Annotated in this window: 24 protein-coding genes; 14 read left to right on the forward strand and 10 right to left on the reverse strand. The window is 60.4% G+C overall.

The genetic code is table 11. The annotated features are described in order from the left end of the window. The first annotated feature begins 61 nt into the window (after nucleotides 1-61). Genes ACDZ94_RS10055 through ACDZ94_RS10065 form a run of 3 tightly spaced genes read left to right on the forward strand, consistent with a single transcriptional unit; the run spans nucleotide 62 to nucleotide 3,002 of the window. Nucleotides 62-1,204 (forward strand): ABC transporter ATP-binding protein, encoded by a 1,143-nt coding sequence (locus ACDZ94_RS10055; protein ID WP_003195240.1) that lies wholly within the window; start codon nucleotides 62-64, stop codon nucleotides 1,202-1,204. Next, complete coding sequence (locus ACDZ94_RS10060) at nucleotides 1,201-2,121, forward strand: ABC transporter permease subunit (protein ID WP_064454612.1); 921 nt, start codon at nucleotides 1,201-1,203, stop codon at nucleotides 2,119-2,121. The genes ACDZ94_RS10055 and ACDZ94_RS10060 overlap by 4 nt, the downstream gene beginning before the upstream one ends. Then, nucleotides 2,118-3,002 carry an ABC transporter permease subunit gene (locus ACDZ94_RS10065; protein ID WP_003176774.1) on the forward strand — a complete coding sequence of 295 codons (885 nt, stop codon included), beginning with the start codon at nucleotides 2,118-2,120 and terminating at the stop codon, nucleotides 3,000-3,002. The genes ACDZ94_RS10060 and ACDZ94_RS10065 overlap by 4 nt, the downstream gene beginning before the upstream one ends. Before the next feature lie 140 nt (nucleotides 3,003-3,142). On the opposite strand, the gene ACDZ94_RS10070 is transcribed toward ACDZ94_RS10065, so the two are convergent. After that, entirely contained in the window at nucleotides 3,143-3,784 is a 642-nt protein-coding gene (locus tag ACDZ94_RS10070) for an HD domain-containing protein (protein ID WP_064454611.1), read from the reverse strand. A gap of 259 nt (nucleotides 3,785-4,043) precedes the next feature. On the opposite strand from ACDZ94_RS10070, the gene ACDZ94_RS10075 reads away from it, so the two are divergent. Further along, the gene (locus tag ACDZ94_RS10075) at nucleotides 4,044-5,009 is read left to right on the forward strand and encodes a GlxA family transcriptional regulator (protein ID WP_432751399.1); all 966 of its coding nucleotides are present in this window, start codon (nucleotides 4,044-4,046) and stop codon (nucleotides 5,007-5,009) included. Here the strand turns inward: ACDZ94_RS10075 and ACDZ94_RS10080 are convergent. Continuing rightward, a complete protein-coding gene (locus tag ACDZ94_RS10080; RefSeq protein WP_034110071.1) occupies nucleotides 4,987-5,340 on the reverse strand; it encodes a carboxymuconolactone decarboxylase family protein in 354 nt (117 codons plus the stop codon). The genes ACDZ94_RS10075 and ACDZ94_RS10080 overlap by 23 nt on opposite strands. 99 nt (nucleotides 5,341-5,439) lie before the next feature. Between ACDZ94_RS10080 and ACDZ94_RS10085 the strand changes: the two genes are divergently transcribed. Further along, on the forward strand, nucleotides 5,440-6,342 hold the full coding sequence (locus ACDZ94_RS10085) for an AraC family transcriptional regulator (RefSeq protein WP_259763335.1): 903 nt from the start codon (nucleotides 5,440-5,442) through the stop codon (nucleotides 6,340-6,342). Nucleotides 6,343-6,472: 130 nt separating this feature from the next. Here ACDZ94_RS10085 and ACDZ94_RS10090 read toward each other — a convergent pair whose 3' ends face one another. Then, nucleotides 6,473-8,830 (reverse strand): penicillin acylase family protein, encoded by a 2,358-nt coding sequence (locus ACDZ94_RS10090; RefSeq protein WP_407016354.1) that lies wholly within the window; start codon nucleotides 8,828-8,830, stop codon nucleotides 6,473-6,475. A gap of 170 nt (nucleotides 8,831-9,000) precedes the next feature. Between ACDZ94_RS10090 and ACDZ94_RS10095 the strand changes: the two genes are divergently transcribed. After that, complete coding sequence (locus ACDZ94_RS10095; protein WP_262666514.1) at nucleotides 9,001-10,107, forward strand: GNAT family N-acetyltransferase; 1,107 nt, start codon at nucleotides 9,001-9,003, stop codon at nucleotides 10,105-10,107. Next, nucleotides 10,104-10,982 (forward strand): hypothetical protein, encoded by an 879-nt coding sequence (locus tag ACDZ94_RS10100; protein ID WP_432751400.1) that lies wholly within the window; start codon nucleotides 10,104-10,106, stop codon nucleotides 10,980-10,982. The genes ACDZ94_RS10095 and ACDZ94_RS10100 overlap by 4 nt, the downstream gene beginning before the upstream one ends. Here ACDZ94_RS10100 and ACDZ94_RS10105 read toward each other — a convergent pair. The 4 genes from ACDZ94_RS10105 to ACDZ94_RS10120 form a co-directional block, all read right to left on the reverse strand. Then, nucleotides 10,960-12,177, reverse strand: a complete 1,218-nt coding sequence (locus tag ACDZ94_RS10105; RefSeq protein ID WP_432751401.1) for a DegT/DnrJ/EryC1/StrS family aminotransferase — start codon at nucleotides 12,175-12,177, stop codon at nucleotides 10,960-10,962. The two genes, ACDZ94_RS10100 and ACDZ94_RS10105, sit on opposite strands and share 23 nt — an antisense overlap. Next, nucleotides 12,174-12,587, reverse strand: a complete 414-nt coding sequence (locus ACDZ94_RS10110) for a DMT family transporter (protein WP_064454605.1) — start codon at nucleotides 12,585-12,587, stop codon at nucleotides 12,174-12,176. Before ACDZ94_RS10110 ends, ACDZ94_RS10105 begins: the two co-directional genes overlap by 4 nt. Continuing rightward, complete coding sequence (locus tag ACDZ94_RS10115) at nucleotides 12,587-12,943, reverse strand: EamA family transporter (protein WP_064454604.1); 357 nt, start codon at nucleotides 12,941-12,943, stop codon at nucleotides 12,587-12,589. Before ACDZ94_RS10115 ends, ACDZ94_RS10110 begins: the two co-directional genes overlap by 1 nt. 90 nt (nucleotides 12,944-13,033) lie before the next feature. Continuing rightward, entirely contained in the window at nucleotides 13,034-13,612 is a 579-nt protein-coding gene (locus ACDZ94_RS10120; protein ID WP_432751402.1) for a DUF6436 domain-containing protein, read from the reverse strand. Between the two features lie 99 nt (nucleotides 13,613-13,711). On the opposite strand from ACDZ94_RS10120, the gene ACDZ94_RS10125 reads away from it, so the two are divergent. Further along, on the forward strand, nucleotides 13,712-14,653 hold the full coding sequence (locus tag ACDZ94_RS10125; RefSeq protein WP_432751403.1) for an alpha/beta hydrolase: 942 nt from the start codon (nucleotides 13,712-13,714) through the stop codon (nucleotides 14,651-14,653). A gap of 16 nt (nucleotides 14,654-14,669) precedes the next feature. On the opposite strand, the gene ACDZ94_RS10130 is transcribed toward ACDZ94_RS10125, so the two are convergent. Then, complete coding sequence (locus tag ACDZ94_RS10130; RefSeq protein WP_432751404.1) at nucleotides 14,670-15,422, reverse strand: DUF2059 domain-containing protein; 753 nt, start codon at nucleotides 15,420-15,422, stop codon at nucleotides 14,670-14,672. Nucleotides 15,423-15,553: 131 nt separating this feature from the next. On the opposite strand from ACDZ94_RS10130, the gene ACDZ94_RS10135 reads away from it, so the two are divergent. Together ACDZ94_RS10135 and ACDZ94_RS10140 are read left to right on the forward strand one after the other, a co-directional pair. Beyond that, the gene (locus ACDZ94_RS10135; protein WP_064454600.1) at nucleotides 15,554-16,186 is read left to right on the forward strand and encodes a 2OG-Fe(II) oxygenase; all 633 of its coding nucleotides are present in this window, start codon (nucleotides 15,554-15,556) and stop codon (nucleotides 16,184-16,186) included. Nucleotides 16,187-16,188: 2 nt separating this feature from the next. Beyond that, on the forward strand, nucleotides 16,189-16,692 hold the full coding sequence (locus tag ACDZ94_RS10140; protein ID WP_432751405.1) for a DUF523 domain-containing protein: 504 nt from the start codon (nucleotides 16,189-16,191) through the stop codon (nucleotides 16,690-16,692). 49 nt (nucleotides 16,693-16,741) lie between these two features. Here ACDZ94_RS10140 and ACDZ94_RS10145 read toward each other — a convergent pair whose 3' ends face one another. After that, nucleotides 16,742-17,227: a transporter substrate-binding domain-containing protein gene (locus ACDZ94_RS10145; protein ID WP_064454598.1), complete on the reverse strand. Its 486-nt coding sequence runs from the start codon at nucleotides 17,225-17,227 to the stop codon at nucleotides 16,742-16,744. Between the two features lie 134 nt (nucleotides 17,228-17,361). Between ACDZ94_RS10145 and ACDZ94_RS10150 the strand changes: the two genes are divergently transcribed. Next, entirely contained in the window at nucleotides 17,362-17,802 is a 441-nt protein-coding gene (locus ACDZ94_RS10150) for a DUF4399 domain-containing protein (RefSeq protein ID WP_017139512.1), read from the forward strand. A 64-nt stretch (nucleotides 17,803-17,866) separates the two neighbouring features. On the opposite strand, the gene serA is transcribed toward ACDZ94_RS10150, so the two are convergent. Further along, nucleotides 17,867-19,096 (reverse strand): phosphoglycerate dehydrogenase, encoded by a 1,230-nt coding sequence (gene serA, locus ACDZ94_RS10155; RefSeq protein ID WP_010167810.1) that lies wholly within the window; start codon nucleotides 19,094-19,096, stop codon nucleotides 17,867-17,869. Between the two features lie 225 nt (nucleotides 19,097-19,321). Between serA and ACDZ94_RS10160 the strand changes: the two genes are divergently transcribed. From ACDZ94_RS10160 to ACDZ94_RS10170, 3 genes are all read left to right on the forward strand, one after another. Continuing rightward, nucleotides 19,322-20,716 (forward strand): FAD-binding oxidoreductase, encoded by a 1,395-nt coding sequence (locus tag ACDZ94_RS10160; RefSeq protein WP_064454597.1) that lies wholly within the window; start codon nucleotides 19,322-19,324, stop codon nucleotides 20,714-20,716. A 22-nt stretch (nucleotides 20,717-20,738) separates the two neighbouring features. Beyond that, a complete protein-coding gene (locus tag ACDZ94_RS10165) occupies nucleotides 20,739-21,404 on the forward strand; it encodes a fumarylacetoacetate hydrolase family protein (RefSeq protein ID WP_064454596.1) in 666 nt (221 codons plus the stop codon). Between the two features lie 251 nt (nucleotides 21,405-21,655). Then, nucleotides 21,656-22,579, forward strand: a complete 924-nt coding sequence (locus ACDZ94_RS10170) for an SdiA-regulated domain-containing protein (RefSeq protein WP_432751406.1) — start codon at nucleotides 21,656-21,658, stop codon at nucleotides 22,577-22,579. The last annotated feature ends 74 nt before the right edge of the window (nucleotides 22,580-22,653 follow it).

Below are 22,653 nucleotides of genomic sequence, written 5' to 3' on the forward strand. Positions count from 1 at the left end.
CAAACTATCCAAGGTTTCGCCCGTATTGGGCGAACCTCAAATTTTGTTGGGAGTTTCGTAAATGGCAGTTGCCTCCGGCGCCTATAAGAAAGCCCTCGAGGGCGACCAGACACCGAAAAAGGTGCTGGTCAAAATCGACCGGGTCACGAAGAAGTTCGACGAGACGATCGCCGTGGACGATGTGTCCCTGGAAATCAAGAAAGGCGAGATCTTCGCCTTGCTCGGCGGATCGGGTTCGGGCAAATCCACCTTGCTGCGCATGCTCGCAGGCTTCGAGCGCCCAACGGAAGGTCGCATTTACCTCGATGGTGTGGACATCACCGATATGCCGCCCTACGAGCGGCCGATCAACATGATGTTCCAGTCCTACGCCTTGTTCCCGCACATGACCGTGGCGCAGAACATTGCGTTCGGCCTGCAACAGGACAAGATCCCCAAGGCTGAAGTCGACGCCCGCGTGGCCGAGATGCTCAAGCTGGTGCAGATGAGCCAGTACGCCAAGCGCAAGCCGCACCAGTTGTCCGGTGGCCAGCGTCAGCGTGTGGCCTTGGCGCGTTCCCTGGCCAAGCGCCCGAAACTGCTGCTGCTCGACGAGCCGATGGGCGCACTCGACAAGAAGCTGCGTTCGCAGATGCAACTGGAACTGGTAGAGATCATCGAGCGCGTGGGCGTGACCTGCGTGATGGTGACCCACGACCAGGAAGAAGCCATGACCATGGCCGAGCGCATCGCGATCATGCACCTGGGCTGGATCGCCCAGATCGGCAGCCCGATCGACATCTACGAAACGCCTACCAGCCGTCTGGTGTGCGAGTTCATCGGCAACGTGAACATTTTCGACACCCAGGTGGTGGATGACGCGGAAGGCCACGCGGTGCTCAAGTGCCCGGACCTGGACCGTGACATCTACGTGGGCTATGGCATCGCCACCTCGGTGGAAGACAAGTCGGTGACCTACGCCATCCGCCCGGAAAAGCTGTTGGTTACCACCGAAATGCCGACCTGCGAGCACAACTGGTCCAGCGGCAAGGTGCATGACATCGCCTACCTGGGCGGCCACTCGGTGTTCTACGTGGAACTGCCGAGCGGCAAGCTGGTGCAGTCCTTCGTCGCCAATGCCGAACGCCGTGGCCAGCGCCCAACCTGGGGTGACCAGGTGTACGTGTGGTGGGAAGACGACAGCGGCGTGGTACTTCGCTCATGAACATGAAGAAGTTCAAACGCCAGCTGCAACGAATAACACCCGGTGGCCGGCATGTGGTCATCGGGATCCCTTTCCTCTGGCTGTTCCTGTTTTTCGCACTGCCGTTCTTCATCGTCTTGAAGATCAGCTTTGCCGAAGCCGACGTGGCGATCCCGCCTTACACCGAGATCTACACCTTCGTTGAGCAAAAGCTGCAATTGGTGCTCAACCTGGGCAACTACGCGATGCTCGGCGACGACGAGTTGTACATCGCCGCGTACCTGGGCTCGCTGAAGATGGCGTTTTTCAGCACGATTCTGTGCCTGTTGATCGGCTACCCGATGGCCTATGCCATTGCCAGCGCGCGTAAAGAAATGCAGACCGTGCTGGTGCTGCTGATCATGATGCCGACCTGGACCGCGATCCTGATCCGCGTGTATGCGTGGATGGGCATCCTCAGCAACAACGGGTTGCTCAATAGCTTCCTGATGTCCATCGGCTTGATCAACGAGCCGCTGCAGATCCTCAACACCAACATCGCGGTGTACATCGGCGTGGTCTATTCGTACCTGCCGTTCATGATCCTGCCGCTGTACGCCAACCTGGTCAAACACGACCAGAGCCTGTTGGAAGCCGCGTCCGACCTGGGCTCGAGCACCTTCAACAGCTTCTGGAAAATCACTGTGCCGCTGTCCAAGAACGGCATCATCGCCGGCTGCATGCTGGTGTTCATTCCGGTAGTGGGCGAGTTTGTGATCCCGGAACTGCTCGGCGGTCCGGAAACCCTGATGATCGGTAAAGTGTTGTGGCAAGAATTCTTCAACAACCGTGACTGGCCTGTGGCCTCTGCCCTGGCGGTGGTGATGCTGGCGATCCTGATCGTGCCGATCATCCTGTTCAACCGCAGCCAAGCCAAAGAGATGGAGGGCAAGATATGAAGCGCGTCAGTTTCTCAAGCTTCATGCTGGTGGCGGGGTTGTTGTTCATCTACCTGCCGATGCTGATCCTGGTGATCTACTCGTTCAACGAATCCAAACTGGTGACGGTGTGGGGCGGTTGGTCGATCAAGTGGTACGTGGGCCTGCTGGACAACACCCAGTTGATGGGCTCGGTGGCGCGCTCCCTGGAAATCGCCTGCTACACGGCGGTGGCTGCGGTGGCGCTGGGTACGCTGGCAGCTTTCGTGCTGACGCGCATCAGCCAGTTCAAGGGCCGCACGCTGTTCGGCGGCCTGGTGACGGCGCCGTTGGTGATGCCCGAAGTGATCACCGGTCTGTCGCTGTTGCTGCTGTTCGTGGCCATGGCGCAGATGATCGGCTGGCCCCAGGAACGTGGCATCGTCACCATCTGGATCGCCCACACCACGTTCTGTGCCGCGTATGTGGCAGTGGTGGTGTCGGCGCGCTTGCGTGAGCTGGACCTGTCGATTGAAGAAGCGGCAATGGACCTGGGCGCGCGGCCGTGGAAGGTGTTCTTCCTGATCACTATCCCGATGATCGCGCCGTCGTTGGCGGCGGGCGGCATGATGTCGTTCGCGCTGTCCCTGGATGACCTGGTACTTGCCAGCTTCGTGTCGGGCCCGGGTTCAACCACCTTGCCGATGGAAGTGTTCTCGGCGGTACGTCTTGGGGTTAAACCCGAGATCAACGCCGTGGCCAGCCTGATTCTGCTGGCGGTGTCGCTGGTGACCTTCCTGGTGTGGTTCTTCAGCCGCCGTGCGGAAGAGCATCGCAAGAAAGCTATCCAGCAAGCGATTGAAGAAGCCGCGGCGGATGGCTGGCAGCAGCCGGACAAGCGCCGGGCGCCTGCACCGGTCTAACTGCCGGAGTGGGTTAAAAATGTGGGAGCTGGCTTGCCTGCGATGGCGGTGTGTCAGTCGACAGATAAGTCGATTGACATGGCCTCATCGCAGGCAAGCCAGCTCCCACAGTCGTTTTGCAGTGTTTGTAAAATTGGGTTTCAGGCAGCCCACGGCGACTTGCGAATCACCTCCACAAAATTCATCGGCTTGAACCCCGGCTCCTGATCCACCAGCACGTCGGTCTTCACGTTGCCAAACGTGGTCTGCGGGCGATGGCGCAAGCCGTCGGCAAACGCGCAGATGATGCACTCCTTGAATCCTTCACCGCGTGGGTGTGCATGCACCACGGCTTCGCGCTGCTCGTGGGTAAACGCGGCGTAGTCCATGCCCAGCACGTCCATCTCGACACCAGCAGTTACCAGCGCCACGGTCGGGCGCAGATGCTGCGGCACGCCCGGCGTGGTGTGCAGGGCGATGGACAGCCACACTTGCTCGATGTCGTCATCGCTCAGGCCGTAAGGCTTGAGGAAGTCGGCGGCGGCGTTGGCGCCGTCCACTTCGAAACGCTCGTTGTCGCTGCGGTGGCCTTGCACCAGGCCCAGATCATGGAACATTGCGCCGACGTAAAGCAGCTCCGGGTTGTAGGCCAGTTGCTTGCGATCACCGCTCAAGGCACCGAACAGGAACACCCGGCGGGAGTGGTGGTAGAGCAGGTCGGACTCGACGTCGCGGATGTATTCGGTGGTGGCCTTGGCCAGGGCGCTGTCCGGGATCTGGATGCCGGCGATGGGGGTGCTCATGGTCGTTCTCCTCAACAAAGCGCCGGGGGTGGCGCCGATGAGTCCAGTCTGGTCGCGCGCCCGCGACGGGGCCATCGCAGCGAGGGTGCGATCCCGGCCAATGTGCCGCCACATCGTGCCATGGATGTACTCGGGCAAATGTGGGAGCTGGCTTGCCTGCGATAGCATCACCTCGGTATACCTGATACACCGCAGTGTCTGCATCGCAGGCAAGCCAGCTCCCACAGGGTTTCGTGTTCGCCAGATATAAGGTTTCGCCATGCATAGAACCATCGCCATCCTGATCTTCCCCGGCGTCCAGTCACTGGACGTGACCGGCCCCATGGATGTGTTCTGCGAGGCCAACCGTTTTCTACCGACCGAAGACCACTACCAGCTTGAAGTGATCGGCCTGGGCCACGGCACGATGGCCGCCTCCAACGGTTTGTCGTTGCAGGCCCACCGGCATTACAGCGAAGCCTTGAGCGCCTACGATCTGTTGCTGGTCGCCGGAGGCCCGCAATTGCCCTTCGAAGATTTCGGTGCCCCGTTTGATGATTGGCTGCGCGGTGCAACCGAAAGAGCCCAACGCTTCGGTTCGATCTGCAACGGCGCTTTCATGCTGGCGCGCGCCGGCTTACTCGATGGAAAAACCGTCACCACCCATTGGAACGATGCCGCTGATCTGGCGCGTCTGTGCCCCTCGGCCCAGGTAGACGCCGACCGCCTCTACGTGCAGGACGGCAACCTCTACACCTCGGCCGGGGTGACGGCAGGTATCGATTTGTCGCTGTACCTCCTGGCCCAGGACCATGGCCCGGAAGTGGCGTTGAGCGTGGCCAAGCGCCTGGTGGTATTCACCCAGCGTTCGGGCGGGCAGTCACAGTTCAGCCCGTTCCTCACACCTCATGCGCAGTCCACCTCGGCGGTGGCGTTGGTGCAGTTGTATGTGCTGGCGAATTTGACCGGGGATTTGACCATTGCCGACCTGGCCAAGGCGGCCAATATGAGCGCGCGCAATTTCTCCCGCGTATTTGCCCGTGAAGCACGCATAACCCCGGCGGAGTTTGTCGAGCGGGCGCGGGTGGATGCGGCGCGGGTGATGCTCGAAAGCAGCCCTGCGCCGCTCAAGACCGTGGCCTATCAATGCGGGTTTCGCGATGCCCAGCACATGCGCAGTGTCTTCAACCGCCGGCTGGGCGTAACGCCGCAACAATTCAGGCTCAACTTTGCGGCACCGGTTTGAGTGTGTCGTAGGCTTCCAGGGCGCGCAGTGAGTAGATATATGCCGCGCCCGCGTTCAGGGAAATTGCGGTGGCCAGGGTCGCGGCCACTTCTTCGCGGGTCGCGCCGGCTTTGATCGCCGCATCCGCATGCACGCCGATGCAGCCGTCACAGCGCGTGGTGATGGCCACGGCGATGGAAATCAGCTCACGGGTCTTGGCGTCGAGCACGTTGTTTTCCTCGGCAGCCTCGCCCAACGCCATGTACGCTTTGACCATCTTCGGGTTGCTCTTGCCCAGCGCGCCAAAGGCTTTCTTTACGGTAGGCAGCAAGTCGGACCAGTTATTGAACATTGCGGTAACTCCTGAACAGGTTGGGTGTGAAGCCAGTCTGTGCTGTTCGGGGTTGGGGGCATTGTTCAATCCGCTCATCTTTTTGACCGATGTTCGCAAATGAATTCGATCGACACCCTTATCACGCTGGCCAACCTGCGCGGCAGCCTGGATTTGCGTTGCCAGTTCCAGGGCGACTGGGCGCTGGATCACGCGCCGGAGAATTTGGGCGTGGCGCCGTATCACATTGTGCTCAGCGGCACCTGCCGCGCCGAGTTGACGGGCGGGCAGCACGTAACGCTGGGGGAGGGCGATATCCTGCTGATGCCCGGTGGCGCCACCCATTTGTTGCGCAGTCCAGGTTCACGCATTCAGCCGATGCCTCCGACGGTGATTGAGGGCGGTTTACTTCCGGTCCATCGCCTGGGTGGCGAACGGGTGGACTTGGACATGCTCTGCGGCAGCTTTCACTACAACCGGCAGTCGTTGTTGTTTGCCGCGTTGCCGGAGTATCTGGTGGTGTCCAGTCGGCAGTGGCAGGGCGATGGGCAATTGGCTGCGTTGATTGCTTTGTTGCGCAGCGAAGCGGATGGGCAGCAACTGGGCGCCCGCTCGTTTATCGATGCACTGTCGTCGGCCTTGTTCACCCTGATCCTGCGCACCTGGCTGACCCTTCAGGCGCCGGTGGCCGGCACCTTCGCCTTGCTCGCCGACAAACGCCTGAGCAAGGCCTGGCAGGCGATGCTGGCCGAGCCCGGCCATGAGTGGACCATCGACAGCCTGGCCTTGGTTGCGACGATGTCGCGAGCGACCTTCATGCGTGCCTTTGTGAAGGTGGCGGGTGTATCCCCGTGGGTGCTGCTGACCCAGTTGCGTATGGAGTTGGCGTTCAATCTGCTGCGCCAGTCACGCCTGAGCCTGATGGATATCGCCGCCCAGGTGGGTTACCAGTCGCAGGCTGCGTTCAGCAAGAAGTTCAAGGAAACCTACGGCGAGGCGCCGGGGCGGATGCGGGCTCGTTAGTCGCTACAACACAAAGCAAATGTGGGAGCGGGCTTGCTCGCGAATGCGGTGTGCCAGTCGATACATCTGGTGACTGATACTCCGCATTCGCGAGCAAGCCCGCTCCCACATTGACCGCATTCTTCCAGCACTATTTTCTCGCAGGCAACAGCTTCAGCGTGCCACGGGTATTCGCCGTCACTTCTTCATCACTGAAATGCGCCTGCTCGTACCCACCCTCGATATAGGTTTCCGCCTGGTCGCCATAGTGCCGGTCAAACGGCACACCGCTTTGCCCTACCGGGTTGATGGTCAAAGCGTGGGCCGGGTCGGCGAAGTCGATCAATCGACGGGTCGATGGGCCATAAGTGACCGGCCAGGGCGCGGGGCCGATCATCGCCGACTGGTTGTTTGGCACTTCGTGGGTGCCGGGCGCCGGGAACGGGCCCACGTTGAAGACCTTGTCCAGTGGCTTCTGCATGCCTAACGGGTGGCCGTGGGTCAGGGTGTGGGCCTTGCCCCACTGCCATTGCGTCGGGTCATCGCCGAAGGTGGCTTTGAGGTGAGCCAGGCTGTTGTCCCAGGCGAGCTTGACGGTGTCGGCGCGCTTGCCGTTCCACCAGGGCGAGTCCGGCGAGGCGGCCAGGCGTGGCAGCGCGGCGTCGATCACCCGAGTACCGAGCAGGGTTTTAAACAGGGCGTCGCCCAGTTTTGGGTGGAAGGCCGCGTCGGTGAGGTTAAACAGGAACTGATTGAAGAGTGTGGCGCTGGTGGAGTCCAGCGGATAGTCGCCTTTCCAGGCGGCCAATTGTTCTACCAGTTTCAACTGCGCCGGGTCCTTGACCACGTCACGCAGCACCGGCAACAGCGGTGCCAGCAAGCGTGGGCCGTAGGCGGTGGTCGTGCCCAGTTGCAAGGCTTGGCTGTTGTTCACGTCCCACTTCACGCTTTTGTCGCTCAACTGCGTGTTCAATTGCTGGCCACGGTCGGCCAGGTTGTAGTAACCGGGGATTTCCATGCCGGTGGGTGAGGCCGGCTGGGCATTGGCCGACACCACGTAACCCCGCGCCGGGTTTTCTTCCTGGGGGTTGGCGCTGAAAGGGTAGAAACCCAGCTTGTCGGCCTGGGCGGTGCTGCCGTCGAGAATGAACGCCGGGTTGACCCCGGCCGGGCGGATCGGCAATTGCGCCGCCGCCCACCAGCCGATATCACCCTTGGCATTTGCCCATACGATATTCAGGCCCGGTGCAGAAACCTTGGCCGCCGCGGCGCGCACCTTGGCCAGGGTATCGGCGCGGTTGAGCTGGTAGAAACCTTCGAGGATCGGATTCTCGGTATCGAGGAATGCCCACCACATGGCAATCGGCGTGTTGCCGGCATTCTCGCCGAGTACATCATTGATGATCGGGCCGTGGGGCGACTGGCGCAGAGTGAGGGTCACCGGTGCCTGGCCCTTCACCGCGATCTGTTGCTCGCTGCTGGTCATGTTGACCCATTGGCCGTGGTACCAGACCTGGTTGGGGTTGTCGGGGTTGACCTTTTCGGCGATCAGGTCGAGGTCATCGTTCTGGAACATGGTCAGGCTCCAGCCGAAATCCAGGTTGTGCCCCAGGAACGCCACCGGCACCAGCGCGTTGTGATAGCCGTAGAGCTCAAAGCCCGGTGCAGAGAGCTGCGCTTCGTACCACACCGACGGTACCGAGAAACGGATATGCGGGTCGCCCGCCAGCAAGGGCTTGCCGCTCTTGGTGCGGCTGCCGCTGATAGCCCAGGCGTTGCTGCCTTCGAACTGAGGCAAGCCATTCTCGGCCAAGGCCCTGTCGCTCAAGGAGGCAAGCGCGCCGAGCGTCTGCCAATCACTGGCGGCCAGGTTAAGCGCGCCTTTGGGCTGCCAGTCGAGGTCGAAGACTTTCAGGTAGTCGCCGCCCAATTGGTCGCGTATGTAAGTCAGCAGCGGCTCGGTACGAAACGCGGCGGCAAAGCTGTAGGCCATGTACCCGGCGACGCTGATGGTGTCCTCAGCGGTAAACCGCCGCTTGGGGATGCCCAGCACGTCAAACTCCACTGGGCTGGCGTGGCTGTCCTGAAATTGGTTGATCCCGTCCAGGTAGGCTTGCAAGGCCTTCCAGGCCGGCGAATCGTGGTCCATGTGTTCCACGTAACTCAAGGCGCGTTCGCGAATGCGCAGGCTGCGGAACAGCTTGTCGGTCTCGAGCATCTTCGGGCCCAGTATCTCGGCCAGTTCGCCACGGGCCAGGCGCCGCATGATCTCCATCTGGAACAGCCGGTCCTGTGCATGCACATAGCCGAGGGCGCGGTACAGGTCGGTCTCGTTCTCGGCGCGCAGGTGCGGCACGCCCCGGTCGTCATAGCGCACGGTGACCGCGCCTTGCAGGTTGGCGAGTGTTTCGGTGCCCTGGCGGGTGGGTTGCTTGCTGTAGACATACCAGCCGGCGCCGGCCATGAGGGCGGCAATCAGGATAGCGAGCACGGTCAGGCTGCGTTTCATGGACGGTCCTTGAGTCATTCACCTTGAAGGTCAACGGAGTCTAATAGGTTTGGCGAGGGCTGAGGGAAATGCTGATATCGCGCACGATGCGCCGCTGTGACAGCCGAGGTTCAAGTGTTGAGCACCCTGAATACGCTACTATTGCGCCCGTCATCTTTGAGCTTCTTTCCATGACTTGCGCCCCGCAACCCATTCCAGACTCCAGCCGCTCCGAGGTTGCCTATGCGTGCTGCCTGGAAGCGCAGTCGCTGATCAGCCGCTTTTTGCAGCACCCGCCAGTGGGCTTCGATGCTCGTCTGTCCGACCAGGGCCTGCCGTATTTCTTTACGCCCTTCGACCTGTTGACCACCGCCGACGATGCATTCGAAAAGCGTGTTCGCAGCTGGCCCGGGTATCGTTTCTGGAATGCCTGGCTGCGTGTCGACAGTTGTTTTGTGGGGACCACGGTCAGTGAATATTCACCACTGCCCCAAGACGTGTCGCCTCAGGACCTCGCGCAGTGGTTGCAAGAGGCGTGCGCGCCACAGCGCAAGCTCACCATCGTCAAAGACGTGCCGTGCGACTCTCCGCTGCTCAGCGAGGCGGATAACCGCTACGCGCAAGCCTTGATCGATGAGTGCACCCGGCGCGGTTTCATCAGCCTCGAGGGGCAGGCGCTGGCCTACGTGCCGATCAACTTTGCCACGGTTGATGAGTACCTGGCGCGCTTGTCCCACAGCCGTCGCCGCAATATCCGACGCAAACTGCGCAGCCGTGAGGCGTTGCGGGTGGAAGTCCTGGACACCGGTGATGCGCGCTTCAACGATGACGCCTGGCTCACGCAGTTGTACGGGTTGTACAAGGCGGTGTACGACCAGAGCGAGATCCATTTTGACCTGCTCACCCCTGAATTTTTCAGCAGCCTTCTGCGGGACGCCGGCAGTAACGGGCGCGTGTTCTGCTATTGGCACTGCGACGAGCTGATCGGCTACAACCTGTGCTACGTGGAGGGCGACAAGCTGCTCGACAAGTACATCGGCCTTAGCTACCCGCTGGCGCTGGAGTTCAACCTGTATTTCGTCAGTTGGTTTGTGAACCTTGAGTATGCGCTGGCCAATGGGCTGAAATTTTATGTGGCGGGTTGGACCGACCCGCAGGTCAAGGCCAGCCTGGGCGCCGACTTTACCTTTACCCGCCATCTGGTCTGGGTGCGTAACCCGCTGTTGCGCAAGCTGGGCAACCGGTTCCGTCATCACTTTGAAAGTGATACCCAATGGCATCAGGAGCACACCTCATGAGCCAGGCCCGACCGCCGCTGATTCTCGATTTCGACAGTGCCGTCAGTGACATTCCCGGCGCGATTACGTTGCCGTTGCAGGCCTGGCAGGAAAAAATCCGTTTCGGCTGCCGCTGGGCACAATTCAAAGAGCTGGAAACCGCCCTGCACGCACAAATGCCCAGCGATTACGGCTGTGTATTTACCGGCAGCGGTGATTATCACCACCTCAGCCAGCTGTTGTTGAATCGCCTGCCGACGCAGCAGAAGTTTCAGCTGATCATCTGCGACAACCATCCCGATAACATGCGCTACCCGTTCGGTATCCATTGCGGCTCCTGGGTCTACTGGGCCAGCCGCTTACCGCAGGTCGAGCATGTGCATATGTTGGGCATCGGTTCGCAGGATATTGGCCTGGGCCACGCGTGGGAGAATCACTGGTCGCCGCTGCTCAAGCGCAAGTTGACCTACTGGAACGTCAACGTCGACACGCGCTGGATGAACTGGATCGGCGCCGGGCGCAGTAATCGTGCCTTCAGCAATGCAGATGCGCTGATGCGCGCGTTCCTGGCACAGTTTGACCGTTCACTGCCGGTGTACCTGTCCATCGATAAAGATGTGCTGAGCCCGGAAGTGGTGAACACCAACTGGGATCAGGGCGAATTCCTGGAGCAGCATCTGAACGACCTGATCAGTGCCTGCCAGGGCCAGATCATTGGCGCGGACATCACTGGCGATGTGTCGGCCTACCACTATGAAAGCAAGTTCAAACGTTGGTTGAGTGCGTCCGATGGCCAGGAAGAACTGCCTGAGGCACAGGTGCAGATCTGGCAACAGCAGCAGAACGAGCTGAACAGCCGCCTGGTGGCGCGTATCAACGAAGGCTGGCGACGATAGCCTTGAGTTGCTTGAGTATCTGTTCGAAGTGTTCGTCCGTCAGCCAATGGCTGTTACTGATCGACAGTGTGCGGGTCGCGAACGCCTGGGCTTGGCTGATATCGCCGCCAGGCTGCAGCAGCGGGGCCACGTCGGGGTAGTCCGGCAATGTGTGGATAAACAGGCGGGTCACGCCCAGCCCCGAGGTCCACAACTGCGCCATCGCCGCATCCCGGGCCTGTGCAGACGGCATCATCACCATCAGAAAGGGCCAGGTGCCTTGTTGGCCTGGTCTGTCCATAACGACCGAGACGCCGGGCAAGGCATTCAAGCGAGCTGCACGGCGCAATGCCCGGGCGCGGCCTTGCTGCAAGTAATCGGGCAGGCGAGCCAGTGCGGCGGCGCCGACCTTCTGGCGATAGCCGCCCAGGCGGTGCAACGGGATGTCATTCACCGAAAAGTCGTCGCCCACGGCACTCACTTCATCGCCCTGTTCCAGCGCTTTGCGCAACGGCTTGCCATACACGTAGTGCAAGCCGCGCGGTTGGTAAAGCAGCGCGTAACCCCACAACTCGGCGCTGCGTTGCAGCTCCCAGCGCAGGCTGAAAGGCAGGTCCTGTGCGCATTGGCGGTGCAGCGCCTGATGCAACACCGGGTCGCGGCTGAACAGCACGCCGCCTTCGGCCGTCGTCAGGCCTTTGCCCAGTGCCATGCTGAAAAATCCCACATCACCTTTGAGCCCGACGCTGCGGCCGTCGTCGAGTGCGCCCATGGCTTGGGCCGCGTCTTCGATGACCACAGCGCCGACAGCATCGGCAATACGCTTGGCGGTATCGACGTCCGCGACGCGCCCGGCCAGATGGGTCACCACCACGGCCAGCGTGCTGTCGTCACACAGGTCTTTCAGTTGCTGTTCGTCCAGGTCAATGCTGCCCGGCTGCAAATCGCAGGGTACGACGCGCAACGGCGGGCAGTAATGGGCGGCCAACGCCACCAGCGGGCAGGTGTAGGCCGGCACGATCAGCCGGGTGCGGCCGGGCATGCGTTGCTGCAAGACCCGCAGGGCGATGATCAGGGCGGCGGTGCCGGAGCAGGGCAGCGCCGGCAGTGGAATCGAGAACTGGCGGGCCAGAGACTGGGCCAAGTCGCCCGAAAGGTTCAGCAAATCCCGCCAGCTTAAGGGCAGGCCAGCGGTGGGCGGGATTTCCCTGGTCATGATGCCAGTGGCTGCGAAGGTTCGGCCTCGACAGTTTTGCTCTCTTTGTCTTCACTGCGTGCGAGACAGAGAATGCCTGCGATGATCAATGCGCCGCCGATGATTTTTGGCCAGGTCAGGGTGTCATCGAATAACCAGACAGAGATCAGCGTCACGCTGATCAACTCCAAATGGGACGCCGCAAACGCGGGCCCCACCGGTGCGTACTTAAGCAACGTCATCCAGGTGAAGAACGCGCCGATGTAGCCCACGAAGGCGCCGTAGATCCACGGTGCGCCAAACACGCGCACCAACCAGGCGGTATCCATCGTCAGTGGTTCGGCATGCACCGAGGCGAATTTGAAACTGACCTGCGCCAACGTGTCAAAAATGATCAGCGCCAGAAAGCCCAGGATATAGAACCGTTTCATTATTCAAACCCCACAACGGTCACGCCACAGGCGATCAGCATGATGCCGATCAACCGCCATTTGGTCAGGCTTTCCTTGAACAGGAAACGCCCGGCAATCATGATTACCACAATATTGATCGAGCCTAGCATCACGCCGACCGACAACGGCACCAGCGTGAGAAACGCCAGCCACAACACGAATTCGAAGACGTAGCAGATCACGCCAAGCCAGATCCAGGGGCGCTTGAGCATGTGCTTCCAGTGGGCCATGCCGTCATGCTCGGCGCTGGCAGAGGCGGCGGCTTTGAAAGCCAACTGGCCGGACGTATCCACGATAACGTTGAGCATCCAGAGGATGATGGTTAGCTGGCTCATGTGTTCCTATGCTTACAATCTCACCGAAAACGTACGATACAGCAGCCTGCCGCTCGGGTGATTGGAGTTTACCGGTCGAACAGCCTCCGTTCAGTTTGATGCCTTGCTCCACTCGCAATAGCAGCCTACCGCCAGAGTATGGGTCGCATCGACTTCGCGCCCGGCCTCAAGGGCTTTCAAAATCGGCTCGATAAAGCTATTGCTGGAATTACACGTCAGCCCTTCGCTGTACGGTCCGAAATACGCGAGCTTGCCAGTGCGATCCCAAATCCCGACAGCCGGGGTGGCGGGCACCTGATCGGCGCCGGCCAGGCTATTGAGGGTTTTCATCTTGCGCAGGTTGTCGGGCAGTTGGCCGTGGCTGCCGGCTTTTTGCAGGGCATAGAACTCGACGCCTTGGGGCGCGTATTGCTCGATGAGCTCGCCCAGGTGTTGCTGGTTGCCGACGTTGCACGGGCAGGCCGGGTCCCAGAAGTGCACCAGGCGAATCGGGCCTGGGCCTGCGAGATCGGCGGGCAGGCGCAGGGCGTCGCCGGAGAACACGGCCGTGTGTTCGCTGAACGCGCGCAGGTAGCGGCCCTGGAACCAGTCATACGCCGCCCACAGCACGCCGGTGCAGATGATCAGGATCAGGCTGGCGAACAGGGCGGAACGGTAGGGCTGTCGCATTCAGAACTATCCTCGAAGGTCGCGTAGCTTGCCATGCTTGCCCTGACAGATGAATATCGCTGCTCGATATTCATCTTCACCGTCAGTCTGGAACCCTTTATGCCTGTCAGTTTTGACCCCGATCATCTGCGCGAAAGCTTGCGACCACTCGTGGATGCGCAACCGCTCAGCGCCGAGGCGCGGGTCTACCAGCGTTTCTATGGGCTGGATTTATCTGCGCGCAAAGTGCCGGCGTTGAGCCGTCTAGGGCGTTTCGAAGTGGATGGCTTTGAGGTGGTTGCCCAGGTGTGGTGGCCGCCACAGCCTGTGGCGACGATGTTTATGTTCCACGGCTTCTACGACCATATGGGCCTGTACCGCAACGCGGTGGATTGGGCCCTGGACCAAGGGTTTGTGGTGATTGCCTGCGACCTGCCGGGGCATGGCCTGTCCAGCGGCGCACGTGCCAGCATCGATGATTTTTCGGTGTATCAGGACGTGGTGCAGGCTTTGTTCGCCCAGGCCAAGGCGCTGCAACTGCCGCAACCCTGGCACCTGTTCGGGCAAAGCACCGGCGGTGCGGTGGTGGTGGACCATTTGCTCAATCACGGCGCCGACAGCCCTGCCCAGGGCAAGACATTTCTGTTGTCGCCTTTGGTGCGGCCGCGTGCGTGGGGTTGGTCGCAGGTCAGTTATTACCTGCTGCGGCCGTTCGTCAAAGGCATTGCGCGGCGGTTCAGCGAGAACACCAACGACCCCAAATTCAAGCCGTTCCTGGAAGCTGACCCCCTGCAGCCACGCCAACTGCCTACCGCCTGGGTGGGTGCGCTGGCGCGTTGGATCAAACGTATCGAAGCCGCACCGCGCAGCCCACGGCGGCCGGTGATCGTGCAGGGCGAGGAAGACATGACGGTGGATTGGCAGCACAACCTGCAGGTGCTGCGCAGCAAGTTCGATCGGCCCGAAGTGCTGATGCTGCCGCGGGGCAGGCATCACTTGGCGAATGAGATTCCCGAGATTCGCCAGGAATACTTCCGGTATTTGACGGACCATCTGAAGTAACACGGACCCACATTGGTTACTGCGCCAGGCTGGAAGTGCTTTGACCAACGGCAAGACCCGCGCGAATGGCTGCAAGAGCTGCCTTGTAATACGCCCTACCTTGCTGCGACTCCGCAAACGTGGCGAATTCTTCCAGCTCCGGGTCGGACAAATCCCGATAGACGTACAGCAGCGTGTTATTCAGGTCGTTGCCGATCTGTTGCATTAAACGCTCGCGCTGACCATTGAGCATGCCCTGGGCCTGGCCGCCACCCAGCAGGCCAGGAATCATCTGGCTCAAGCTGTCGGCGGCAACCCCGGCAATCGCCAGGCTGACTTCCGCCCCCGCTTCACGGGCGGGCAGGGCCTGGGCCAGATGCCCGATGATCAGGCTGCGGGTGGCGTCGGCCTCGATGTGTGGCAGGCCTTGCGCATTTTTTGCCAACTGGTCGCGGCGGGTGGCGAGCAACTCGGCGGCGACAATCTTGCGGCCCAGCGGCGATTGGAAAAACGCCAGGGCAGGTTTCGGGTCCGCCAGGTTTTTGCGCAGTTGCGCTTCGGCACGCTGGTCCATGGCCTGGGCCGCAAAACGTGTGTTGCTGTTGTCCACCAACGCCTGGTACACCGCCGGTGGCAGGCTGTTGCGGTAGCGCTGTTGGGCTGCACTGAGGGCGTCATTGAAATGCGCACGTTGATCGGCCCAGCCGGCGACCTTGTATAACTGGTCATGGCCGTCTGCCCAAGCGGGCAAAACGCAGAACATCAGCATGGAAAAAAACAAACGACGCATAGGGACTCCTGTCAGTCGGCCACTATTGTCCGTGTCGGGCGTAGGATTTGTCGAGAAATCCTATCAGTCACCTGACTAAAGTGTGTTCAGACGCTCGGCGGCTCTGTCGGATTTACAGGCGTATGGATACTATGCGCGCCATGCAAATACCCCTCGATCATCCCCTGCTGCAACGCATCGTCGACGACCTGGCCGAAAAAGGTTGGTCGCAGCAGAACGGCTTCCTGCCCCAGGCTCTGACCCTGGAACTGGCGGCTGAGTGCCGTAAACGTGCGGCCGAGGGTGAATTGGCCCCCGCAGCGGTAGGGCGCGGCCCGGCCCAGGAAATTCGCGAGGGGATTCGCGGTGACCATATCCAGTGGCTGGAAGAGGGTGATGCCGCCGTCTGCGAGACTTACATGGGCTTGATGGACAGTCTGCGCCAGGCGATGAATCGTGGTCTGTTCCTGGGCCTGGAGGATTTCGAAAGCCACTTCGCGATGTATCCGCCGGGTGCGTTTTACCTCAAGCATGTGGACCGTTTTCGCGACGACGACCGGCGTATGGTCTCGGCGGTGGTTTACTTGAATGACGCTTGGCTGCCTGAGCAGGGTGGCCAGTTGCGCATGTACCTCAAGGACGGCGTGGAATACGATGTGGTGCCCACCGGCGGCAGCCTGGTGGTGTTCCTGTCCGGCGATGTGCCCCATGAAGTCCTGCCCGCTACGCGTGAACGCTTGTCCCTGACCGGCTGGTTTCGCCGGCGGGGTAACGAGCCGTTTTAAGTATGGAAAAGATTCTGATCAGCCGCTGCCTGCTCGGGCACAAGGTGCGTTACGACGGTGGTGCCAGCGGCCCGTTCGATCAATTGGCGGCCTGGCAGGCGCAAGGGCGCGTGGTTGCGATCTGCCCGGAAGTCTCGGGCGGTTTGCCTACGCCTCGGCCCTCTGCCGAGATCCCGGGCGGGCAGGGTGTCGATGTGTGGGAAGGCCGCGCTCAGGTGCTGACCGCTGCGGGAGAGGACTTCAGCGCCGCCTTTCTCGATGGCGCCCGCCAGGCCTTGGCGTTGGTGCAACGCCATGACATCCGCGTTGCCGTTCTCAAGGCCAATAGCCCGTCTTGCGGCAACCTGCTGACCTATGACGGCACCTTCACCGGCGTGAAGGTCAGCGGCGAAGGCGTGACGGCGGCATTGCTCAAACGCCATGGGGTGCTGGTGTTCAGTGAGCTTGAGCTGGCCGAAGCGGCAGCTGCCCTGTGCGATAGCGATGGCTCAGCACCTGATGTGTGACTGACACACCGCTATCGCAGGCAAGCCAGCTCCCACATTGACCGAGTATTTATTCGCCTTTTGTGTTGCCCTCAAACCACTTCTGCGTCAGCGCCTTCAAGCGGCCATCGGCCTTCACGTGCTGCAACGCCTTGTCCAGGCTGGTCTTGAATGCCGGGTTGCCCTTCTGGAAGGGAATCGCCAGTTCCGGCTTTTCACGATAAGGCTCACTGAAATCGAACCGATCACGCAGCTCGGCAGTCATAGCGATATGATTGATGGCCACGTCGTACTTGCCGGTTTCAACGCCTGACAGCAGGTCGGTGTCATCGGTGGTGATAAACGAGGGACGCACGTCCATTTCCTTCGCCAGTTGCTCACCGAGTTCCACTTCAAAACCGGTGAGCTTGTCGCCGTCCTTGAAGTTGAATGGCGGTGTGTTGGCCTCCACGGCGATGCGCAGTTCGCCGCGATCAAACACATCATCAATCAGTTCGGCGTGAGCCAAAGGGCTCAGAAGGGGCAGCAAAAGTACAAGGCCAGGCGAAAAGCGCATGGTCGCTCCTAAAGAATTCGTCTGTGCGAGGCGCCTTTCAGCATCGCTTTGCTAAGGTGTTGAGTGCCTTGGACAGCAATTTGTCGCGAAGTTGTGATAACCCAACAGATTTCCTGGAAAAACTGGAGAAGCGAATGAAAGCTCTATTGTCCCGTGCAACCCTGGCTAGCCTCTTGCTGGGTGCTTCGATGCTGGCGACCGCCGCTGACGGTATTCCGCGCAGTGCTCCACCCGAAGGCGCCAAAGTCTTTATCGTGTCGCCTAAAGATGGCGCCACCGTCGATAAAACCTTCACCGTCAAATTCGGCATGGAAGGCCTGAAGCTGGCCCCGGCCACCAGCCAGGACCCGGGCACCGGCCACCACCACCTGCTGATCGACCAAAAAGAGCTGCCGGACGCCAGCGTGCCGATCCCGGCTACCGACACCGTGATCCACTACGGCAAGGCCCAGACTGAAACCGAGCTGACGCTCACACCGGGCAAGCACACGCTGCAACTCGTCGCCGGCGACAAACTGCACATGCAGTTCAACCCGACTGTAGCCTCGAAAGTCATCACGGTTAACGTCAAGTAAGATTTGTTCAGATGTAAAAAAGGGAGCCCCGAGGGGCTCCCTTTTTTGTGCTGCGGTTGAAACCTTAGAACAACACGCGGCTACGAATCGTGCCGTTGATGTGTTGCAGCTTCTCTTGCGCCAGGTCCGAGTACTCGGCGTCTACGTCGATTACCACGTAGCCGACTTTCTCGTTGGTCTGCAGGAACTGACCGGAAATGTTGATGCCGTTTTCCGCGAAGACCTTGTTGATCTCCATCATCACGCCAGGGATGTTTTGGTGGATGTGCAGCAAACGGTGCTTGCCAGGGTGAGCCGGCAGGGCCACTTCCGGGAAGTTGACCGAGGACACCGACGTACCGTTGTCGCTGTACTTGACCAGTTTCTCCGACACTTCCAGGCCGATGTTGGCTTGGGCTTCAGCGGTGGAGCCGCCGATGTGCGGGGTCAGGATCACGTTGTCCAGGCCACGCAGCGGGCTTTCGAAGATGTCGTCGTTGGAGCGTGGCTCCACCGGGAACACGTCGATAGCGGCGCCGATCAGGTGCTTGTCCTTGATCGCGTCAGCCAGGGCGTCCAGCTCGACCACGGTGCCGCGTGCAGCGTTGATCAGGATGCCGCCTTTCTTGATCGCGCGGATTTCCTTCTCGCCGATCATCCACTGGGTCTCAGCGGTTTCCGGAACGTGCAGGGTGACGATGTCGGACATGCCCAGCAGCTCGGTCAGGCTCGACACCTGAGTGGCGTTGCCCAGCGGCAGTTTGGTCAGGGTGTCGTAGAAGAACACCTGCATGCCCAGGCCTTCGGCCAGCACCGACAACTGCGTGCCGATCGAGCCGTAACCGACGATACCCAGCTTCTTGCCACGGATTTCGAAGGAGTTGGCCGCGCTCTTGATCCAGCCGCCACGGTGGCAGGAAGCGTTCTTCTCAGGGATGCCGCGCAACAGCAGGATAGCCTCGGCCAGCACCAGCTCCGCAACGGAACGGGTGTTGGAGTACGGTGCGTTGAACACCGCGATGCCGCGCTCGCGCGCTGCGTTGAGGTCGACCTGGTTGGTGCCGATGCAGAAACAGCCGACAGCCACCAACTTCTTGGCGTGGTCGAAGATCTCTTCGGTCAGCTGAGTGCGGGAGCGAATGCCGATAAAGTGCGCGTCGGCGATCTTTTCCTTTAACTGGGCTTCCGGCAGAGAACTGGTGATGTACTCAATGCTGGAGTACCCAGCGGCTTTCAGTACGTCGACAGCCGATGGGTGGACGCCTTCCAGAAGAAGGAACTTGATCTTGCTCTTATCGAGAGAAGTCTTGCTCATCTGCGTAAACCTGTATCCCGGAGAAAAATGGCAGGGAATCGAGCAGTTAGTGCCCTGAACCAGTGCACAAGAGCTGACCCGGACGGCAGGAAAGCCGTCACCGCAGAACGCCCTTGGGCTCTGTCCTGCGGGGGCGGTATGCTAGCATACGCACCCCGCTAAACACCTATTCCTGCGACGTGAAGCGTTCTCAGGATGACCATGAATTGTTCGAGAGTTCTGTCGATGACCCATCCTGCCCTGATTGATGAGCTAAAGACCCTGGTTGAGCCCGGCAAAGTGCTGACCGATGCAGACTCCCTGGAGGCTTACGGCAAGGATTGGACCAAGCACTTCGCCCCGGCTCCGGTCGCCATCGTCTTCCCGAAGACCACCGAACAGGTGCAGGCCATCGTCCGTTGGGCCAATGAACGCAAGGTGGCACTGGTGCCGTCCGGCGGTCGTACTGGCTTGTCGGCCGCCGCCGTTGCCGCCAATGGCGAGGTGGTGGTGTCGTTCGACTACATGAACCAGATCCTCGACGTGAACCTCACCGACCGCACCGCCAGGTGCCAGCCGGGCGTGGTCACCAAGCAATTGCAGAACGTCGCCGAAGAAAAAGGCCTGTACTACCCGGTGGACTTCGCGTCGTCCGGTTCGAGCCAGATTGGCGGCAATATCGGCACCAATGCCGGCGGGATCAAAGTGATTCGCTACGGCATGACTCGCAACTGGGTCGCCGGCATGAAAGTCGTCACCGGCAAAGGTGACGTACTGGAGCTGAACCGTGACCTGATCAAGAACGCCACCGGTTACGACATGCGCCAGCTGTTTATCGGTGCCGAAGGTACGTTGGGTTTTGTGGTGGAAGCCACCATGCGCCTGGACCGTGCGCCGAAAAACCTCACCGCTATGGTGCTCGGCACCACTGACTTCGACTCGATCATGCCAGTGCTGCACGCGTTCCAGAGCAAACTGGACCTGACCGCCTTCGAGTTCTTCTCCGACAAGGCGCTGGCCAAAGTCATGGGCCGTGGCGATGTACCGGCGCCGTTCGAAACCGAGTGCCCGTTCTACGCGCTGCTGGAATTTGAAGCCACCACCGAAGAGGTCGCCAACCACGCCCTGGAAACCTTCGAGCACTGCGTCGAGCAGGGCTGGGTGCTGGACGGCGTGATGAGCCAGAGCGAAACCCAGCTGCACAACCTGTGGAAACTGCGCGAGTACATCTCCGAGACCATTTCCCACTGGACGCCGTACAAGAACGACATCTCGGTGACCGTCTCCAAGGTCCCGGCGTTCTTGAAGGAAATTGACGCGATCGTCGGCGAACATTACCCGGACTTCGAAATTGTCTGGTTCGGCCACATTGGCGACGGCAACCTGCACCTGAACATCCTCAAGCCGGAAAACCTGAGCAAAGACGAGTTCTTCGCCAAGTGCGCCACGGTGAACAAGTGGGTGTTCGAGACCGTCGAGAAGTACAACGGCTCGATCTCCGCCGAACACGGCGTGGGCATGACCAAGCGCGATTACCTGACCTACAGCCGCTCGCCGGTTGAAATCGAATACATGAAGGCAGTGAAAGCGGTGTTCGACCCTAACGGGATCATGAACCCTGGCAAGATCTTCGCTGTTTAACCGCCCCTGAAGGAGTCGTTTCATGAGCTACCAGCACAAGTACGTCGACGGCACCAACATCCACTTTCCCCTGGGTAAAGTGGTGTGCATCGGGCGTAACTACGCCGAACATGCCAAGGAACTGGACAACCCGGTACCGACCGAGCCCTTGCTGTTCATCAAGCCGGGCAGTTGTGTGGTAGCACTGGAAGGCGGTTTCGCCATCCCGACCGAGCGCGGTTCGGTGCACTACGAAGCGGAAATCGCGGTACTGATCGGCAAACCCTTGTCGACCAAGCCAAGCCGTGAAGAAGTGCTGGACGCCATCTCCGGCTTCGCCCCGGCACTGGATTTGACTCTGCGCGACAAGCAGGCCGAGCTGAAAGCCAAGGGCCTGCCGTGGGAAATCGCCAAGTCGTTTGACGGCGCCGCGGTGATTGCACCGTTTGTGGTGAGCAGCACCTTTGCGGACGTGACCGACATCGGCATTCGCCTGACCATCAACGGCGAAGTGCGCCAGGACGGCAACAGCTCGCAGATGCTCAACCCGATCATCCCGATGATCCAGCACATGGCCGGCTGCTTCTCGCTGCAGGCGGGTGACGTGATTCTCACCGGCACTCCGGCCGGTGTTGGCCCGTTAAATGTGGGCGATGAGCTGGTGTTGGAGCTGGCGGGCGTGAGCCGCTTTGAAAGCAGCGTTCGCTAAGAACCAGGCCAAACGCGGTCAAAAATGTGGGAGCGGGCTTGCTCGCGAATGCGGTGTACCAGTCAAAACATTCGGTGACTGACACTCCGCATTCGCGAGCAAGCCCGCTCCCACATTTGATTGCGTACATCAGCAGAATCGGAGGGTTTTGCATTTTTTTCACACACCATCCGGATAATCCCCTGCCTCGTGCGCGCGGGCCCGTTGATCCTGTGCTATCACCTAAAGCTGACTTTCTGGAAAAGCGCTCAATGGCCGTGCTCCTGCCTTCCGTTAAATCCAAACCCCGTTCCCGTTTTGCCCTGCGCTGGTATTCCTGGCTATTTCTGGCCGGGGTGATTGTGTATGGCGTTGTCTGGGCGATGCATTGGGATGATCGCGGCGTGCTGTGGGTGGCGGAGCGCTTTGAAACGCCGGCTGAACGACAAGCGAGCGTGTGGCTGCCGGACTACCGTGCGGTTATCGACGCCAAATTGCTGCCCGGTATGGAGAAGGACGAGGCTTCGGACGTTTCCTATAACCCGCAGACCAAAACCCTGTTTTCCGTCATGGGCAAAAACCCGTTCCTCGTTGAGCTGAGCCTGCAAGGCGATGTGCTGCGCAAAATGCCGCTCAACGGCTGGAACAACCCGGAAGGTGTGACAGTCATGGAGAACGGCCTGATGGCCATTGTCGATGAACGCATGCACACCCTGACCGTGGTCAACGTTGACGCCAGCACCCAGCAACTGAATTTCGCCGACTTCAAGACTTACGACCTGGGCCCGTCCAAGGATCAGAACAAAGCCTTTGAAGGCGTGACCTGGGACAAGCGTAACCAGCAAGTCGTACTCGGCGAAGAGCGCCCGCCGGCGCTGTTCACCTGGAAAAGCGATGGCAGCACCCTGACCGGCGACAAGCAAAAGATCGCCAGCACCGCGCTGGACATGCGCAACATCTCGGCTCTGGCCGTCGACCCGCGCACCGGGCACTTGCTGGTGTTGTCGGCCGACTCCCACCTGCTGCTGGAGTTGGATGAGAAGGGCGAGCAAGTCAGCTTCATCACCCTGCTTGGCGGCTTCAACGGCCTCAAGCACACCATTCCCCGGGCGGAAGGCGTGACCATGGACGAGAACGGCACGCTGTATATGGTCAGTGAGCCGAACTTGTTCTATCGCTTCGAAAAGCAAAAATAACCGACGATTGCGTCGGTTACTGCTCTATAAGCGGCATTCACCAGACACCCGGCAGCGTTTAAGTTTAAATTCAG

The organism is Pseudomonas sp. UBT (assembly GCF_050915955.1).
Lineage (GTDB): Bacteria > Pseudomonadota > Gammaproteobacteria > Pseudomonadales > Pseudomonadaceae > Aquipseudomonas > Aquipseudomonas antarctica_A.